This is a genomic window from Pseudomonas sp. IC_126, from assembly GCF_004331835.1.
Classification (GTDB): domain Bacteria; phylum Pseudomonadota; class Gammaproteobacteria; order Pseudomonadales; family Pseudomonadaceae; genus Stutzerimonas.
This window is the reverse complement of record NZ_SJSS01000001.1, coordinates 1,035,908-1,052,676: the sequence shown is the minus strand read 5'-3', so window position 1 is coordinate 1,052,676 and position 16,769 is coordinate 1,035,908. Positions and strand designations below refer to the sequence as shown.

General features: G+C 57.9%; 14 protein-coding genes. 6 read left to right on the top strand and 8 right to left on the bottom strand.

Annotation, left to right across the window (positions count from 1 at the left end):
• Positions 1–76: 76 nt before the first annotated feature.
• From E0D86_RS04765 to E0D86_RS04745, 5 genes are all read right to left on the bottom strand, one after another.
• Positions 77–1,012, bottom strand: a complete 936-nt coding sequence (locus tag E0D86_RS04765; RefSeq protein WP_131648810.1) for a LysR family transcriptional regulator — start codon at positions 1,010–1,012, stop codon at positions 77–79.
• A gap of 144 nt (positions 1,013–1,156) precedes the next feature.
• The gene (locus tag E0D86_RS04760; RefSeq protein WP_131648809.1) at positions 1,157–2,608 is read right to left on the bottom strand and encodes an efflux transporter outer membrane subunit; all 1,452 of its coding nucleotides are present in this window, start codon (positions 2,606–2,608) and stop codon (positions 1,157–1,159) included.
• Positions 2,605–3,507 (bottom strand): HlyD family secretion protein, encoded by a 903-nt coding sequence (locus tag E0D86_RS04755; protein WP_131648808.1) that lies wholly within the window; start codon positions 3,505–3,507, stop codon positions 2,605–2,607. The genes E0D86_RS04760 and E0D86_RS04755 overlap by 4 nt, the downstream gene beginning before the upstream one ends.
• A complete protein-coding gene (locus E0D86_RS04750; protein WP_131648807.1) occupies positions 3,504–3,713 on the bottom strand; it encodes a DUF1656 domain-containing protein in 210 nt (69 codons plus the stop codon). Before E0D86_RS04750 ends, E0D86_RS04755 begins: the two co-directional genes overlap by 4 nt.
• Complete coding sequence (locus E0D86_RS04745) at positions 3,710–5,764, bottom strand: FUSC family protein (RefSeq protein WP_131648806.1); 2,055 nt, start codon at positions 5,762–5,764, stop codon at positions 3,710–3,712. Before E0D86_RS04745 ends, E0D86_RS04750 begins: the two co-directional genes overlap by 4 nt.
• A 189-nt stretch (positions 5,765–5,953) precedes the next feature.
• Here E0D86_RS04745 and E0D86_RS04740 point away from each other — a divergent pair, with 189 nt between their 5' ends.
• From E0D86_RS04740 to E0D86_RS04715, 5 genes are all read left to right on the top strand, one after another.
• A complete protein-coding gene (locus tag E0D86_RS04740) occupies positions 5,954–6,838 on the top strand; it encodes a helix-turn-helix domain-containing protein (protein WP_131648805.1) in 885 nt (294 codons plus the stop codon).
• Between the two features lie 230 nt (positions 6,839–7,068).
• Positions 7,069–8,322, top strand: a complete 1,254-nt coding sequence (locus E0D86_RS04735) for a site-specific integrase (protein ID WP_131648804.1) — start codon at positions 7,069–7,071, stop codon at positions 8,320–8,322.
• Between the two features lie 10 nt (positions 8,323–8,332).
• The gene (locus E0D86_RS04730) at positions 8,333–9,856 is read left to right on the top strand and encodes a tyrosine-type recombinase/integrase (protein WP_131648803.1); all 1,524 of its coding nucleotides are present in this window, start codon (positions 8,333–8,335) and stop codon (positions 9,854–9,856) included.
• The gene (locus E0D86_RS04725; RefSeq protein WP_131648802.1) at positions 9,843–11,957 is read left to right on the top strand and encodes a hypothetical protein; all 2,115 of its coding nucleotides are present in this window, start codon (positions 9,843–9,845) and stop codon (positions 11,955–11,957) included. The genes E0D86_RS04730 and E0D86_RS04725 overlap by 14 nt, the downstream gene beginning before the upstream one ends.
• A 1,014-nt stretch (positions 11,958–12,971) precedes the next feature.
• Positions 12,972–13,253, top strand: a complete 282-nt coding sequence (locus tag E0D86_RS04715; RefSeq protein ID WP_131648801.1) for a helix-turn-helix domain-containing protein — start codon at positions 12,972–12,974, stop codon at positions 13,251–13,253.
• A 270-nt stretch (positions 13,254–13,523) separates the two neighbouring features.
• On the opposite strand, the gene E0D86_RS04710 is transcribed toward E0D86_RS04715, so the two are convergent.
• The 3 genes from E0D86_RS04710 to E0D86_RS04700 all read right to left on the bottom strand — a co-directional run bounded on the left by E0D86_RS04710 (position 13,524) and on the right by E0D86_RS04700 (position 15,921).
• Positions 13,524–13,877, bottom strand: a complete 354-nt coding sequence (locus E0D86_RS04710) for a 50S ribosome-binding protein YggL (RefSeq protein WP_165914201.1) — start codon at positions 13,875–13,877, stop codon at positions 13,524–13,526.
• Positions 13,878–14,251: 374 nt separating this feature from the next.
• The gene (gene umuC, locus E0D86_RS04705; RefSeq protein ID WP_131648799.1) at positions 14,252–15,508 is read right to left on the bottom strand and encodes a translesion error-prone DNA polymerase V subunit UmuC; all 1,257 of its coding nucleotides are present in this window, start codon (positions 15,506–15,508) and stop codon (positions 14,252–14,254) included.
• On the bottom strand, positions 15,496–15,921 hold the full coding sequence (locus E0D86_RS04700) for a LexA family transcriptional regulator (protein ID WP_131648798.1): 426 nt from the start codon (positions 15,919–15,921) through the stop codon (positions 15,496–15,498). Before E0D86_RS04700 ends, umuC begins: the two co-directional genes overlap by 13 nt.
• Positions 15,922–16,009: 88 nt before the next feature.
• On the opposite strand from E0D86_RS04700, the gene E0D86_RS04695 reads away from it, so the two are divergent.
• Positions 16,010–16,717, top strand: coding sequence for an SOS response-associated peptidase family protein (locus tag E0D86_RS04695; protein WP_131648797.1), 708 nt, complete (start codon positions 16,010–16,012; stop codon positions 16,715–16,717).
• The last annotated feature ends 52 nt before the right edge of the window (positions 16,718–16,769 follow it).

The window sequence follows — 16,769 nt, the reverse complement described above, 5'->3', positions numbered from 1 at the left end:
GCAAAGAATAAAGAATGCCGAACCGCGGAAAAATGGCGTTTCCGGAGAGGGATCGTTACCGCTGCGGTAACAATCTTCAGGCCCAGTATTTGGGGTTCTGGATGAGCTGGTGATAGCTGGCGAAGGCTTGCGGCAATTCCGCTTTAAGGAACTCGACCCAGGTCTTGACCTTGGCATCGAGGAACCGTCGCGACGGGTAGAGCGCGTAGATGGTTTTTTCCTGCAGACGGAACTGCGGCAACAGCCGCACCAGCGTACCGCGCTGCAGCGCCGGGACCGCCACGTAATCGGGCAACAAACACACGCCCATGCCCGCTTCGGCGGCCGAACTCATGGCTTCGGCCACGTTCACCTTGAAGGTTTCGCTGGGTTGAATCGTCTGCTCGATGCCATCGCCGATGAAGCTCCAGCTGTCGGCGAACACCGGATCGGCAAGCCGCAGGCAGCGATGCTGTTGGAGATCGGCCGGCACCTTCGGCGCACCGTGCTGTTCGATGTAACTCGGCGAGGCGCAGACGACGTGAAATACCGTACCCAGTCGCTGGGCAATCAACTCGGAATCCGGCAGCTCGCGCGACAGCGTGATGATCACGTCGAGGTTGTCTTCCAGCAAATCGGGTTGGCGCTGGGAGAGGATCAGGTCCAGATAGACATCCGGATAGATCTCGTCGTAGCGGCCGGCGAGCGTCGCCAGCAGCTGGATGCCCAGGCCGATGGTGGAATGCACCCGCAACCGCCCTCTGGGCACCAGATGCGCGCCGCTGGCTTCGACCCTCGCCAGCTCGACCTGATCGAGGATCGCGCGGCTTTGCTCAAGAAAACGCTGGCCCGCCTCGGTCAGTGACAGACGCCGCGTTGTGCGGTGCAGCAGACGCGCTTGCAGATGATTTTCCAGCTCCGACACCAGCCGGGAAACCTGAGCGGTGGAGGTATCGGACTGCAGCGCCGCCGCCGTGAAGCTGCCGGCGTCGGCTACCCGTACGAATACTCGCATCGCATGAAGTAAATCCATGGCTACCTATCCCTTATGTCACGTGCCAAGTCCCGCTTGCTAACGCCGAGCGCGACGAATGAACCGGTTCTTTCTGTCATCTCACTCTGAGTCTGGAAGGCGTCATTTGTCCTGGCATCGCGCGATCAGCGTTGTGCAGATAGCTCAATGGGCAAGCTGGGTCGACGGCGTACGCTCAGCGTCTTCCCATCCGCCACCCAACGCCAGGAACAGGTTGACCTGATCCAGCGAAAGCTGTGCTTCGGATTCCGCCAAGGCGGCTTCGGCAAAGGCCAGGGTGCGCTCGGTGTCGAGGCTGTCGAGATAGGCCAAACGGCCTTCCTGGTAGAGCCGACGGGTGTGATCGGCAGCGCGGCTGGCGGCGTCGCGGGAATCGCGCAGGGCACGGTTGCGCTGCAAATCGTCGGCATACCGCGCCAACAGCGTTTGGGTTTCGCGCAGGGCGTTGAGTACCGCGCCGTCGAAACGCGCAAGGGCCGCGTCGGCGCCGGCTTCCATGGCACGGACCCGCGCGCGGTCGACTTTCGTCGGGATGTGCCAGGAAATGGACGGCCCGAATTCCCAACGACGGGTAATAGGATCGGCGATGTGTTCGAGCATGCCGGTATAGCCGGCCGAGGCGCCGAGGCTGATTTCCGGGTACATCATTGCGGTGGCGACCCCGATATCTGCGGTGGCAGCAGCCAGGCTGCGTTCCGCCGCGCGGACGTCCGGACGACGCTTGAGCAACGCCGCGCCATCGCCAACCGGAATCGGCTGGCTCAGCTGCGGCGCGTGGCTGCAGGTAATGACTGGTTCTGGCAAGTCACCGGGCGTGCGGCCGAGCAGGGCGGCGACTTGATAAAGCGCTGCGGATTTTTTCGTCTCGAACGGAGGAACCTCGGCACGCAGCGCCTCGACCTGAGCGCGTGCGCGAGCCACGTCTACTTCGTTGCCGCGACCGCCGCTGAACAGCCGCGTGGCCACATCCAGCTGGCGTTGTTGAATATCCAATGAATGCTTGGCGATTTTCAGTTCTTCGCCCGCGTGGCAGGCCTCGACATAATTGCGCACGACCTGAGCCACGACGGTGATACGGGCGGCATCGAGGGCCGCGGCGCTGGCATCAGCACTGGCTCCGGCTGATTCGGCGGCGCGCTTGAGCTTGCCGAACAGATCGAGCTGATAGCCGACCGAAAGCCCGGCATCGGCGAGGTTCATCACCGGGATTTTTTCCTGCAGTGCCAGTGACTCACTGGATAGCTGACCACGCGCGAGCGAGCCGGCACCACCAATCTCGATTTCCTGCGCGTGATGGGCCATCTGGAAGCCCTCGTAGGCGCGTCGCAGGTTGTGATAGGCCAGGCGCACGTCGGTATTGCGTTCCAGCGCCTCGCTCACCAGCCGGTCGAGGAGGGGATCGTCATAGAGTTTCCACCAGTCGGCGGACAACTCGGCTTGTTCCACCTTCGCATTGCCGGCCAGATCGAACGGTGCCTGGGCTTCGGTACGCTGAATCACGGCATCGTCCGGCAGGCGATAGTCGGGCCCGACCATGGTGCAGGCACTGAGGGTGCCGACCAGAGCCAGCAGGGCGGTCAGGTTATGGCGTCTCATGGCGTTGCAGGCTCCACCTTGCCGACTTGTGGCCAGGGCAGCACCGAGAGGGTCGCGGTTCGGCCGATAATCAGCCGGATATTGGTTTCCTGGCCGTCCTCCAGCACCACGCGCACCGGTATCCGCTGGGCCAGTCGCACCCAGTTGAAGCTCGGATTGATGTTGGGCAGCAGCGAGTTTCCGCGTGCGCGGTCGCGGTCCTCGATACCGGCGGCAATGCTCTGGACATGGCCACGCAGGTGCTGCGATTCACCCATCAGCCGGATGTCCACCGGCTGGCCGATCTCGATGGCGTGCAGTTTGGTTTCTTCGAAGTAGCCCTCGACGCGCAACGAACGGGTATCGACGATCGACAGCACCGGTTTGCCGGTGTGGACGTAATCGCCGACGCGCATGGTCTGATCGCTGAGATAGCCATCGACAGGGCTGAGCACACGGGTGCGCTCCAGGTCGAGCCGCGCCACGCCGAGGGCGGCTTCGGCGGTCTTCAGTGCGGCTTCGGCGCGCTTGACCTGGGTGTCGCCGATTTCGATGGTTTCCGCGGCGATCAGGTCTTTCAACACACGGTTGCGCTTGGCTTCCCGGCCCGCCTGAGCGAGCAGCGCACGGCGCTCCAGCACGGTCGCTTCGGCTTCTTCGAGGGCGAGTTCGAAGCGTGCCTGATCGATGACGAACAGCACCTGTCCACGGCTAACCTTCTGGTTGTCCCGCACGCGCAGCTCGGTGACCAGCCCGGACACGTCAGGCGCCACCTGAATGATGTCGGCATGCACATGGCCGTCGCGGGTCCAGGGCGCTTCCATGTAGTAGTCCCACAGATACACGCTCACCACGACGGCGATGGCGACGGCCAACAGGGTCAGCATCACCGAGCCGGCGGCAGGTATCCATTTCTTCACGATTCGACTCCCGGTATGAAGGTGGACAGGGCGCCCAGCACCATGACGTAGAGGGCGAGGTTGAACAGCGGCGGATGCCAGACCCAGCGGTACAGGCCCAGCCGGGCGAGGGCGATGCCCAGCAGGCTGTTGAGCAGATAGGCAGCAAGCATCAACACCAGCAGTACCGGCACGTAGACGCCATAGATATTCAAATGTCCGGTCATGCGGAGGCTCCGAGAGGGTCGTACCCGGTTGTGGTCGGTAGCGGCGCGGTGGCATGCGAAACCGCAGGGAACAGCGCGAGACGCAGGCCATGCAGCGCCAGGCAGGCGTCGTGCGCGGCCTGGCCGTCACGGCTCCATAGGTACTGCACGCCTTCATCCAGTTGCTCGCGCAGGCCATCTGTCGCGGACTGCGGATGACGGGCGCGAGCGCACACCTGGAAGTAATCGTGCAGCGCCAGAATGACCGGTTGCAGCCGTTGCTCGGCGTCTGCCGGCAGCGGCACTCGCTTGAGTTCCAGCAAGCGGAAGCACAGTCTCAAACCTCGGGTCGCGTCGTGCAGCGCCAGGCCCTGGTCGGCCAATTGGGCGAGGCGCGGCAGTAATTGAGCGGTACGGTCGATGACCTTGGAGGCGACGTCGTCGTGATCCTGTTTCGGCTTGGCCAGCGCAAGCCGCGAAAGACTGATCCAGCCGCTGCGAGCAAGACGCCGCGCCGCCCACTGCGTGCCGAATGGTCGGGTCAGGCGGGCCCAGATCAGCGCGAAGGTCACGCCCATGGCCGAGGACAGGGCGACATCGGCAAACCGCGAGAAATCGGCGGCGTAACGATCCTGAATGGTGAGGGTGGAAATGGTCTGAACCGCCAACAGAATCGCCGTCCCGGCATATTGAGGACGACCGGAAAAGGTACCCAACAGCAGCAACGGTGCGGCTAGGAGAATGGCCAGGCTGCCAAAGTCATGCACGTTGGGCATCAGTGCAAAGAGGTAGATGGCGGCGGCTACGGTGGAGATCAGCGTCGCCACCAGCATCGATTTGATGAAAGGCGCCGGGTTGTCCTGGCTGGCGAAGAAACAGCTGGCGACGGCCGCAAGGAACACTCCGGTGTAGCCGTGCGCCCAGCCCGACCAGTACCACAGCAGACTGACCAGCAGTACGAGGATTCCAGCGGACAAGGCGCTGAACGCCAGCAACGGATAGTCGTAATGACGGGGGGCGCCGATCAACTGGCGCACTCGATAGCGCAGCATCGGCGCCTGCTCGGGATGGCCCAGGGCAAAGCACCGGCGCAGCTCCAGGGCGTCCTGCCAGAGATCGATCAGTGCACGGATCTGCCCGAGCGCACCGGCCAGCGCCAAGTGCTGTTCCGGATAGCTATCGCTCAGCCATGTTTGCAGCTGCCAGCTGCGCTCGACGAGGCGATCAGCATCGAGCTGCGCATCCTCGCCCTGCAACCATTGGCCGACGCGCTGCAGATATTCTTCGAACTCCGGCAGCGGCTCCGACAGTTCCTGGCGTAGCTGACGCAGCGCGTCGCCCATGGAGATCAGCTGCGGCGCGAGCATCGCCATGCGTGCGCGGAATTCCCGGGCATGGCGGGTCGGAAGATGGCTGTCGGCGTCGTACTCAAGGTGCACGATCATGCCGTCGAGCCCCATCACGTCGATCATCAATTGGTGCAACGCACGCTGATCGAGGGCAGTCGATCCTGTTGCGCCGAGCATCTGCAATGCCCCGACGCGGGCGTCGGCGAGCAGCACCGTCATACGCGCATTCAGCACCGGTGCGATGCGGCTGGGAAAGAGCAGCGCATTGACCAGGCTGGCACAGACGATGCCCAGCAGAATTTCCTCGGACCGGGCCAGCGCTACATCGAAGATATGCTGCGGATTGTTGACTTCGGTGAGGCTGATCAACGGCACGGTGTAGGCCGCAAGCATGAAGATGTAGCTGCGCGGTGAGCGGTCGATCAGCGAAAGGTAGAGCAGGGTGGTGAGCCACAACGATATGACCAGGCTCAGCATCACCGGCTGCTGGCCGAACAGCGGCAATATCGCAACCGATGCCGCTGCACCGAGTACGGTTCCCAGCGCCCGGTAGATCGCCTTCGAGCGCGTGGCGCCCGACAGCGGGTGCGAAACGACGTAAACCGAGGCCATCGCCCAATAGGGATTGTCCAGCGGAATGGCGAGCGCGATGTAAAGCGACAGCAACGCAGCGGTCAGCGCTTTGGCTGAAAACAGCCATTCGCGCCAGGTAGGCATATTCATGGTTTTAGTTTTTTCACGAGGCCGCATCGCGGGGAGCAGAGCGGCATGTTGCACAATTTGTTACATTTAACGGCGTTTCGATGTGACAATTTGAACAACCAACAGGACAATTCGAATCTTCAAAACATAGGCCCGTGATCGTTGAGCATCCTGGGCGCGCAAAGCAGGCGGTCCGCCTGTCGAGGCACGATGAAGCGAATTCCCAACTATGGCCTATATGGCGAGACCGCCCAGCCCGCCTGGCGCGACATGCTGCACTGCGAATGGATCAACGAACGCAGCGAGCAATTTCAGTGGGAAATCAAACCGCATCAGCACGATGCGCTGCTGCAGTTGTTCTACATCCGCAGCGGTGGCGGCGAGGTTTCGCTGGAAAACCAGCGCCTGCCGTTCACCGGCCCCTGCATCCTGGTCCTGCCGAACCGCACCGTGCATGCGTTCAGCTACCAACGCGACACCGACGGACCGGTCATCACCGCGGCACAACGGCCGCTGGAATCGATGGCGCGCATCGTGGCGCCGGGGCTGTTGGGCTTCCTGCAGCGCCCGAGCGTCGTGCCGTTACCCTGGCAGGCGGACGGCAGCGAACCCATCTGGCCACTGATCGAACTGATCCAGGCGGAAGCGCGAAGCGAGGCCCGCGGGAACCTCGCAGCGGGCCATTCACTGCTGCTGACGTTGCTGATTCATGCCGCGCGGCTGGACGTCTCCATCAACACCGCACCACGGCCTGGCAAAAGCCGGCGTGCCGCCGTGCTAAGGCAATTCCGCGAATTGGTCGATAAGCACTTCCGCAACCACTGGACGCTGAGCCGCTACAGCGAAACCCTGGGAATGACAACAGCCACGCTCGGTCGCGTTTGCCGCGAAGAGGCCGGCGTTGCGCCCAGCGCGATCATCAACGAACGCATCGTCCGCGAGGCACAGCGGCAACTGGCCTATACGAGCCTGCATATCCAGCAAATCGCGCGTGACCTGGGTTTCGCCGACACCGCTTATTTCAGTCGATTCTTCCGCAAGCAGGCCGGACTCAAGCCCAGTGAATTTCGTGGTGCGTTCAAACGAGATGGTTGAGCACAAGCAGGTAGTAATGTATGTGCGTTTTGTAATCCGTTACGGAGTTCATGCATAGAGGGTTATGTTTATAGTTCGCATAATCTATATTATGTTAAACCAGATGCTATGTCAGAGATGTTCATGAGTCTCGCAAGCCACTGATTCGACAACCCCGCTTCTAGCGTCCAACCTCTCAAAGGGCCATGTCCTCAGTGTTCATGGTGTGTCATTGAATGAGGTGGCTGCCAATGAGGCTGGTTCAGTGTCATTTCTCGTCTGGTCAACGCGTGCCACTGCTAGTGCTAGATGGTCTAGCGGCGCCATTGCCCAAGCTAGTTCCATTCATCTATGTCCAGCTCAAGCTCAGGCATCGTGCATACAACACTGCCGCAGCTCACCTGCGCGCGATCCAAGCTTTCTACACCTATGCCGAAAGCCGGAAGCTGGATATCGATGAGGCCATCTTGGCCTGCCACTTTGAAGCGATTCTGGCGCTACTGGACGGTTACGCCCTCTGGCTCCAAAGCGGCCGTCAGGCCGATAATCTGGTCGCCCGAATCGGCACAGTTGCAATGGCTGCTTTTCCACAGATCGATCCGCGCACCCGTGACCAGTACCTGCGGCTGCTGAAGCAGTACCTGTCCTGGTGCGTCACCCGATACATCCCGCGCGCTCGTCAGAACTCAGCCACTCTGGCTAACATCGAGGTGGCATTTGCAGATGTCGCCGACGTCATTGAACGACGCTTTGAGAGCCATATCGTCAATGTTCGCCCTGACCATATTCGTTACCGCAGCCTGACAGATTCCCAACTCCAGATCATCCGCACACTGATCCGCCCGGGCGCTGCGGAGAATCCGTTTCCTGAACGATTGCAGTTGCGCAATTGGCTAATGATTGAACTGTTGCTGGAAACCGGTATCCGTCGCGGAGAGCTTCTGAAGCTCTACACCACGGATATCAACTTAGGTACTCAGCATGCCTATGTCAGCATAAATGACCGCGAACATGACCCAGGCGACCCGCGTGCCGAAGAGCCTGCGCTGAAAACACACGGACGAACTGTAGGTATCTCCGCACAGTTGTATGAGGTCTACGAGCACTATATCCAGGGCGAACGGCGCCCCCTACGTGACGGCAAACGGATGAAATTGCGGTACCGCTATCTGTTCATCTCTGACAGAGGTCGCCCGCTGTCGATTCGCGCATTGTCTAATGTCCTTGATCGACTGTTTCTGACCATTGAACTGGCGCATCCGGGTTTGTTGCCTACTCTTTCTGCGCATGACTTTCGCCACACCTTCGCCGACCGTTTTCTGGCTTACCTGATCGAGCAGCGTGGACATGACCTCGAGCGCGCCACGGACGAACTCCGACGAGTCTGCGGTTGGTCTGAAACTTCGGCGATGCCACGTCGTTATGCAAGTCGTTATCTAGCCGAGTCGGCCAACCGCCATAACGCACAGCGTGCCTCGGCAGCCTGGGGCCGACTTGACAGTTAAGAGGTTCGCCGTGACTAAATCAGCCGACCACGAACAGGCATCACCCTCCTTCTCTCTTCCGGCCTACGTGTTCGAGGGGCCGGCTCAGGTTGCGATTCGAACCCGCACTAATGACCAGCCAAGGTACGTCGATACTCGATTGAGCGTCTGGACGTGGTACGACGGCGGAAAGGCTATGAAAATAGATTGGGCTGCACTCCACCTGAATCCTAATCTGATGCAAATTGCCAAAGCGTTCGTAGCTTATGCACTGGAAAAGTATGCACCTGTAACGGCATTCAAAGCATCCGGGGTTTTCGGACGACTCTCTGAGAGCGATATTTCAGCTAAGTTTCCTTGGACGCGACAAGAGGTGATCACGACCATAAGTACTTGGGCAAACTTTCGCGAGAGCACTATTTTTTTTAGAACATTTTATCGTTGGGCCCTGAACAGAGGGATATCGGGCTTTGACAAAGGAACTTATATAGCGCTTAAAGAAATCAAGACGATCCGCCTTGATCCCTACGAGCGTATATTTCTATCTCAGTCCGGTTTAGCCCTTGATGAGGAGATCCGATTACTGAAGAGAATTGAAGGCGGCATTCCGGAAAAAGACTGGAGTGAAGCTCAGCTCAACATGCTGCTCCATTTAAGCTTCGAATTAGGCCCGCGTTCGATTCAGCTCCACTCACTTGACATTGCGGATTTTGAGTTCGTTGAAAGCGCTGACCATCAGAAGTATTACACCCTGTGGTTACCCATGGCCAAAAAAGTCGGCCAGCGCAGGCCTGAGCGACGCCCCCGTAAAATAACCACCCGCTTGGGTGAGAAAATCTCACAGCACGTTTCAGAAATTCAACGACGCTTTGGTGGTGACGACTGCTTGCCATTATTTGTAAACCGCCGTGGAAAGCGACTTTCAGTGCAAGAAATCGGTCTGGGCCTCAAACATGAGCTAAATGAAGCAGGGATAGATAAGGCCAACCAGGTAACCATGTTGTTGCGTCATCACCTCGGACAAGGTTTGGCTGACCAGGGCACTCCAGCAGACATGATTGCCGAGCTGCTCGGTCACAACAGTACAGTTGCGGCGCGCGCTTACGTAACTGCAACTCCCAACATTGCTCGGATTAAAGAGAAAGCACTCGGTAAGAGCCCTTCCTATAAGCGCATTATGCGCAGTTTATTAACCGGAGAAATTGTCCAACGTCGAAATACAGTCTCAGAAAGAGCAGTTCGCGGTGTCATTGACACGCAATACATAGGGGACATAGGTGCCTGTGCCCTCCCAGTCCATACCCACTGTCCGTACAACCCTGTCTACGCCTGCTACACCTGCAAGAAGTTTCACCCCTTCGCCGACGGCCGCCATGAGCAGGTGAGGGAGGCGCTTCAACGAGAGGCCCAGCGGTTCATTGATATCGCAGAACAAGCCGGTGATCTCATTCACAACCGCCCCCTCGCCCAGCATCAGACCACCATCCTGGCAGTAAGCGCTACGATCGAGCGCTGCCGGCAGCACACGGAGGATGCCGCAGATGGAACTGTCTAAGGCAAGGCAAAGCCTCGAAAGCTTTATTACACAGGAACAGGCGATTTTTCGTTCCTTACCGATTTCAACACCGTGGTCGGAACCATTGTGGGGTATCGGAAATTGGCTACCGCAAAGGGATCCTGCCAAACATTCACTTACCTTCGAGACCCACCGACAATCTCTTGAGAAGACAGGTTATCCTGCCCCGAACAAGGGGCCACTCCCCTTCGCATTCCAAGACTTTAGCAAGGCCCTGATTGTGTACCTGCAACGCACCCGAAATCTTAAGTTTTCTATGGTGGTTGCATACAATATTGCCGTCCGCCGACTCTATAATCCCTTGTTTGAGCGCGGCGTATGTGACCCCGCACTATTGACGCGGGGCGATTTCGACCGTGTCGTAGATTTTCTCCGCGAGAGTGGCTACAAGAATCTTTATGACGCAATTTCTCATCTACAAGTAATCGCAGATACGATTGATAATCTGCAGTTAACCGAGATAGCTATCCATTTTGAGCATGATGCGAGACCAGAGAAACGCCGCCACGATTATATTTCATTGCATGATCCAGACCGTGCGGTAAAACAGCGAAAATCTAATGACCGGTTACCTTCTCGGGAGGCGATGGAAGCGTATGCCCTATGCTCGAATAACCCCGTCAGTGAGGGCGAGGAAATTTTGCTGCGTGTGATCGACTTATTGATCGCAACAGGGCAGCGGGGCAATGAGGTTGCTGTCATTCCTTTTGACTGCTGGGTCGAACGGAATATCAAAGATACTGAAGGCAATATTGTAGTTGACGCTCACAGCAACCCTATTCTTGAGTGCGGGATACGGTACTTTGCGGAGAAGCAGTTTCAGTCACGAGTCCATTGGTTAGCCGAAAGCGATGTCTCGTTAGCTCGACGCGCAGTTGAACGATTAAAAGAGCTGACTATAGAGCAGCGGAAAATTGCTAGCTGGCAAGAGGCCAATCAAGGCCACGTATGGAGTTATCCGCCACAATCTATTTTAGATGAAGAGAGAGTATTGGAGTGGCTAGGGTTTGGTAACAAACGCAGTGCCCGGAGACACCTGTATCTGTATTTGTCCAGAAATGGCATTTTTCCTTACGATGACGAGCCAGAAGAAAGACGAGGAAGGCTTATAAAAAGAAGATATGTCGCAGGTGAGATTGAGCGCTTGATTTCGCCTAAGCTGAATGGCCATATCGTGCTTATCGAGAGCACCCCAAATGGACCTAACGTAATCCTTAGAACTAGTGAAACACTTGCGATCTGTTTTGACGGTCAGTTTCGGTTTGGCGGCCGTGATGAGAATGTATTTCGAGCTATCCCGCGGCGTGTCGCTCTCGTTGATATTAATCGGGCGCTGGGAGCAGATCCCAAGTACCCGTCTATCTTTGCTCGACGCTCATTGGTTGAAGCAGACGGTTCGCCAATTTGTTTGACCAGTCACCAACCGCGCCACTGGCGCAATACCATCTATCACTTGACGGGCATGAGCGACGTCCAGCAGGCTTTAGCACTAGGTCGTAAGCGTCTGGAGCAAAATAAATATTATCAGCATACAACTGTTGAAGAAGACACCGCGGCTCATCAGGAATTCTTAACGTTTAACAGTTATCGTGAGCGCATTGACTTTCTTCATACAGAAATTAGAAAGGGGACGATCCAAGGGGCTTTAACCGAAAGTTACCATGCAATCTTGCAGAGCAAGGGTATGAGTACCGCTGAAACCTTTTTGACTGTTCACGCTACGGCGTTACATATCACTCCGTTTGGCGGCTGTGTCCATGATTTTTCACAGGCCCCCTGCCCTAAGCATCTGCAATGCTGGAATGACTGTTCGCATTTACACATGCTGGGAACACCATCAGAGAAAAAGAATCTCCAAGAGCAAGCGGATAGGCTGGCGAAATCCATCATCATTATGCGCGAGGCCGGCGATGGTGAGGCTGGCAGTGATGTGTGGCTGGCAGATCAAGAACACAAACTCAACAATCTCCAGGCTGCCCTGTCGCGGGATAGCGCCGGTGTCCAGCAGGTGTTCCCTATGGGGCGGCCGATAACGACTTCTGATGCAGATAGACGCCACAGCTCGGTTTCGGATGAGTAGCGATAATATGGTGCAACGACATCCCTTGAGAGGTGCCGCCTTAGATGAGGCAATTGATGCCCTCCTCGCTCAAATGATCAGCTTAGGGTTCGACCACGCGCCCATTTCACGCTCGGAAGTGCAGCGACGTCTTGGATTAACGAGTAGAGCGACCTTGGTGGGTGAGCGTGGGAGGCGAATCGAGTCAGCCCGCGTCGCGCAGCTGAAGGAAAGCGGGAGAGACGCAGATGGAGCCCGCCGGCGAAGAAGCCTTGAGGATCGTATTGCTATTCTGCAGGCGGAGAAGGCCGAGTTGATAAGGCAGCGGGATAACCTTTACGAGGCGCTGTCTACAATTACGCATAACTGTCTACTGAACGGATTGGACGTTGAAAGCATTCTAACCCCGCTACGAAAGCGTTAAACAGTAACGCTAATCTCGCCATGAATCACACAGCGGGCACGCCGAAGGCATCTTTAAGCGTCTCGAGTGTATTGGTCTCTAACCTAGCGAGGTTCTGTTGGCTGAAAATATGATAGGCGACTTTTGCACATTGGATCTGCAGGTGCCTAACTCTTCAGTGTAGATGTGCCCTCCCTCCAAGCTATACACGTAGATCGCTTCCTTATTGGTTTCATCGACCGCCTCTCGTATCTCTAATAGCTTCTCCATCTTCCACCCATCACTTCCGTTCAGATAAGCTGGGGAAACCAGCTGCACGTCTAACAGCCATATATCTGTCCCCTCCTCACTGATTAACTGCTCCAGTGCTGAAACACTGGGAATCAAAATCATGCTTGTCAGGGTTTCACAATCATGGCGTCGGCCGACTGTGACGTAGAACCAGGGGCAATGAGTGGTTTGCTCAATGTACTGCCAGCACTGGACGGAGCTATCGCCCAGGTATGCTCCAAGAGAAATCTCCGCATGCTTGTGAGTAATAAACATAGCGCCACCAAATGATATGAACACTATAGATTGTAGCTCTATAGGGCTCGAAAAGGCCTCATTGTTCCTTTTGCGAGGTTGGCAATGTGGAACTGAAACGGGCATTTGGCTTAGCTCTGAAGCAGCTAAGGTCGGAAAGGAACCTTTCGCAAGAGGATTTTTCTGACATCAGCAGTCGTACCTATCTCAGTACCCTTGAGCGCGGTCTGAAGAGCCCAACGCTCGATAAGGTAGACGAACTGGCATCTGTGCTGGAGGTTCATCCATTAACCTTACTGGTAGGAGGTTATCTGCTGAAGGATAGCCCAATCGCCCTCGACGAGTTGTTTCGCCGAATTCGAGCGGAGCTGCCAAGTCAGATGAAATAGGCACCTGTGCGTTACGCCTAATAAGCAAAATTTATCAACAATGTGGCTCAGAAAGGCCGTACCACGTTCTATTGGCTAGAGCTTGCGGCCTTGGCACGATGCCTAGAGCGTATTCGGGTCTATCTCACCTAGGATTGGACGGTAGTTTCAATCCCTTTACCCATTTGCCTCGTGTTACCCCTTCTGCTACGAGATATTGCTTTCAACAACTAACCCTTATGACCGCTGCGATTCGACCATCTGGCTGGAGAAAAATAGGTTGCCTTATGGTTAGTTTGAGTGCCATGCATCTTGCAGATTCTGCGTTACACATGTTATCCAATTCTGCTCTTTGGACCACGCTTGTATTGCTAGAAGATCTGGCTCAGCCAGTGTGCCTCGTCCAGGGTGGCAAATAAAACCAGAAAAAGATTCGCCGCCTTCGTTACCACCGCCACCGAATGCCCAACCTTTAGAATCAACAAAATCAATCCATAGATCTAGTGCCGTATCAAACGAGATGCTTTCCCTGCGAAAGAAAATTTGGATATCAATTCCATATTCTCTAAACTCAGCAGTACGTAGTTTTTTGCGAAGCCTGCGATTGCGAGGCTTATTAATCTCATGCGCGCTTAGCGATTTCAACTGGGTCACCTAATATGGTTGATGGATGAGTGCAAGCAAGTCGAAGTCGGCAGCAGCGTCCCCGATACTTTCCCAAAAGCTATGACAACTCATTGAGACATCTTCCTTGGGCTGAAGTCGTCGTCACGTCAGCCGCAGGCCCCTTGTTCTCAATATTTTCACGAGCTAATGCCTCTTCGAAGATTTTAGCTTGGCTTTTCGGGTTTAATATCTCGCACTCACCGCCCTACACTCAGCGCGAATAGAAAAAAGGAATTCGCGTCGACACTGATTCTATCAAATGTCGCTTATTATTGATCGAATCTTAGTTAATATCTACTAGACCGACCTTATGAAGCTCAGTCGTCGCTCAGAACCTCTATCCCAGGCAACGCTCATCTCACCACCATCAGCTCATCCCACCGGGTCGTATACCGCTGCGACATCATCTCCCGCTTCATCGCCCACTTCGGTGCAGCCGGTATCCGGCCCAGGCGGACGGTCCCCCTGCCCTCACGCGCGTTGATCCGGTCGACCACGGCCATTAGCCGATCAGCGCCCGGCCGGGGTGTGGCGGCGAACAAGTCGCTGGTGAATTCGCCCCGCTGGCGCAGGTCCATCAGCAGCACCTCGGCTTTGCTGTAGGCGTAGCCGGGCTGGTAGATGGCATCCAGGCCATGCATGGCCGCCGCGGCGAGCACGCGGGTGTCGTCGGTGGGGTACGGCAGCGGGCAGTTGATGGCGTTGGCGTAGCGCGGCTGGTCGGGGTTGTGCATGCCGGTGCGGATGGCCACCTGCAGGGCGCCGGCGAGGCTGCCCTGGGCGCGCAATTTTTCTGCCGCCTTGGACACGTAGGCGGCAACCGCCTCGCGGATCGGCGGCAGCTCCCGCACCCGGGCGCCGAACATCTTGCTGCTGCAGATCATCTGCCGCGGCGGCTCGGCCTCCTCCAGGTGCAGGCACGAGATGCCGCGCAGCTCGCGGGCGGTTTTCTCGAGCACCACCGAGAACTGCTTGCGAAGCGATGCCGGGTCGTACCGCGCCAGGTCCCAGGCGGTCTTGATGCCCAGCGGCTGGAGCCGAGCGGTCAGCCGGCGGCCGACGCCCCACACCTCGCTCACCTCGGTCATCTGCAGCAGGCGATCGCGCCGCGCAGGGTCGCGCAGATCGATCACCCCGCCGGACTTGCTCCAGGTCTTGGCCGCCCAGTTGGCTAGCTTGGCGAGCGTCTTGGTGGGCCCAATGCCGACCCCGACCGGGATGCCGGTCCACAGCAGTACGCGCGCCCTCGCCTCGCGCCCCAGCTTGACCAGGTCCCCCGGGAGGCCCGTTAGGTCGGCGAACGCCTCGTCGATGCTGTACACCTCGACTCGGGGGAACATTCCCTCGAGCGTGGTCATCACGCGCGCGCTCATCTGGCCGTAGAGCTCATAGTTGGAGCTGAAGCAGACCACACCCCATTCTCGCAGCTGGTCGCGCCACTGGAAGTATGGCGCGCCCATCGGGATGCCCAGGCGCTTGGCCTCGCGGGTGCGCGCGATCACGCAGCCGTCGTTGTTGCTCAGCACAACAACCGGCAAACCGTCGAGCCAGGGCCTGTAGACCCGCTCGCAGCTGGCATAGAAGCTGTTGCAGTCGATCAGCGCGAACATAGGCTGTGCAAGTTGTGCGTGGCCACGCCCCACACGTGCAGCGACTCGGTCACTGCGACCGTGCGGTAGTTGGGGTTCTCGGGCTGCAGCCAAACTCCTGCCGCGGTGACCTGCAGACGCTTGACCGTCATCCCGCCATCCACGTACGCGACCACCACGTCACCCGACCGTGCCTCGAGAGCCCGGTTGACCACCAGCACGTCCCCGTCATAGATGCCGGCGCCGGTCATGCTCGGCCCGCTCACCCGCACCAAGTAGACATTGGGGGCCCGCAGGTCGACCAAGTCGTCGATCGACAGGGTAACTTCCTCATAATCTGCAGCGGGCGACGGGAAACCCGCCGGCACCCGGCTGTCCACGTACTGAGAGAATGTTTTTGCGGGGCCGAGGCGCCCCAGGATAGTGACTCGCATTGTTGTACTGCTCAACGATAACTGTATAAATATACAGTTATCAGAGACACACCGCGCGGGTCAATTCACGGCGATGACCGGAGGGTCCATGTGCGGACGTTTCTCGCAGTACCGAACAGCGATCGAATACCTCGAGGCGCTGCGCTACGACAAGTCCATCGAGAGCGGCATCGACCCTGCGCCCATTGGCCGCTACAACGTGCCGCCCCGCTCCCGGGTGCTGGTGTTCTTCGAGGCGGCCAACGGCCTGCGCATGGCGAAATTACCGTGGGGCTACCAGCCGTGGTGGGCCAAGGGCAAACGGCCGCCGGCGATCAACGCGCGCGTGGAAACGGCGGCCACCAGCAAGTTTTTCCGGGACGTCTGGCGAACCGGCCGCACGCTGGTCGGCGCCGACGGCTGGTATGAGTGGGTGAAGGACCCGGTTGACCCGAAGAAGAAACGGCCCTACTACATCCGGCTCAGGTCAGGCGAGCCGATGTGGTTCGCGGCGCTGGGGCAGTTCGGGCGAGGGGACTGCACCGAGGAGCAGGAGGGCGACGGGTTCGTCATCATCACGGCGGACAGCGACGAGGGGATGCTTGACATCCATGATCGCCGACCGGTCGTGCTGCCACCGGATCTGGCGCGCGAGTGGATGGAGCCCGGCACATCGCCCGAGCGGGCCGAGGAGATCGTGCGGGACCTGGCGTTGCCTGTAGAGGCGTTCAAGTGGTACCCGGTGGACAGGGCGGTTGGGAATGTGAGGAACGAAGGTGCGCACCTGATAGAGGAAGTTGACGACCCCGCGCTGTAGGCGCAGTGGAGGCGGCATATAGATGTTTCACTGCCAAGTCGTCGGGGCGGTG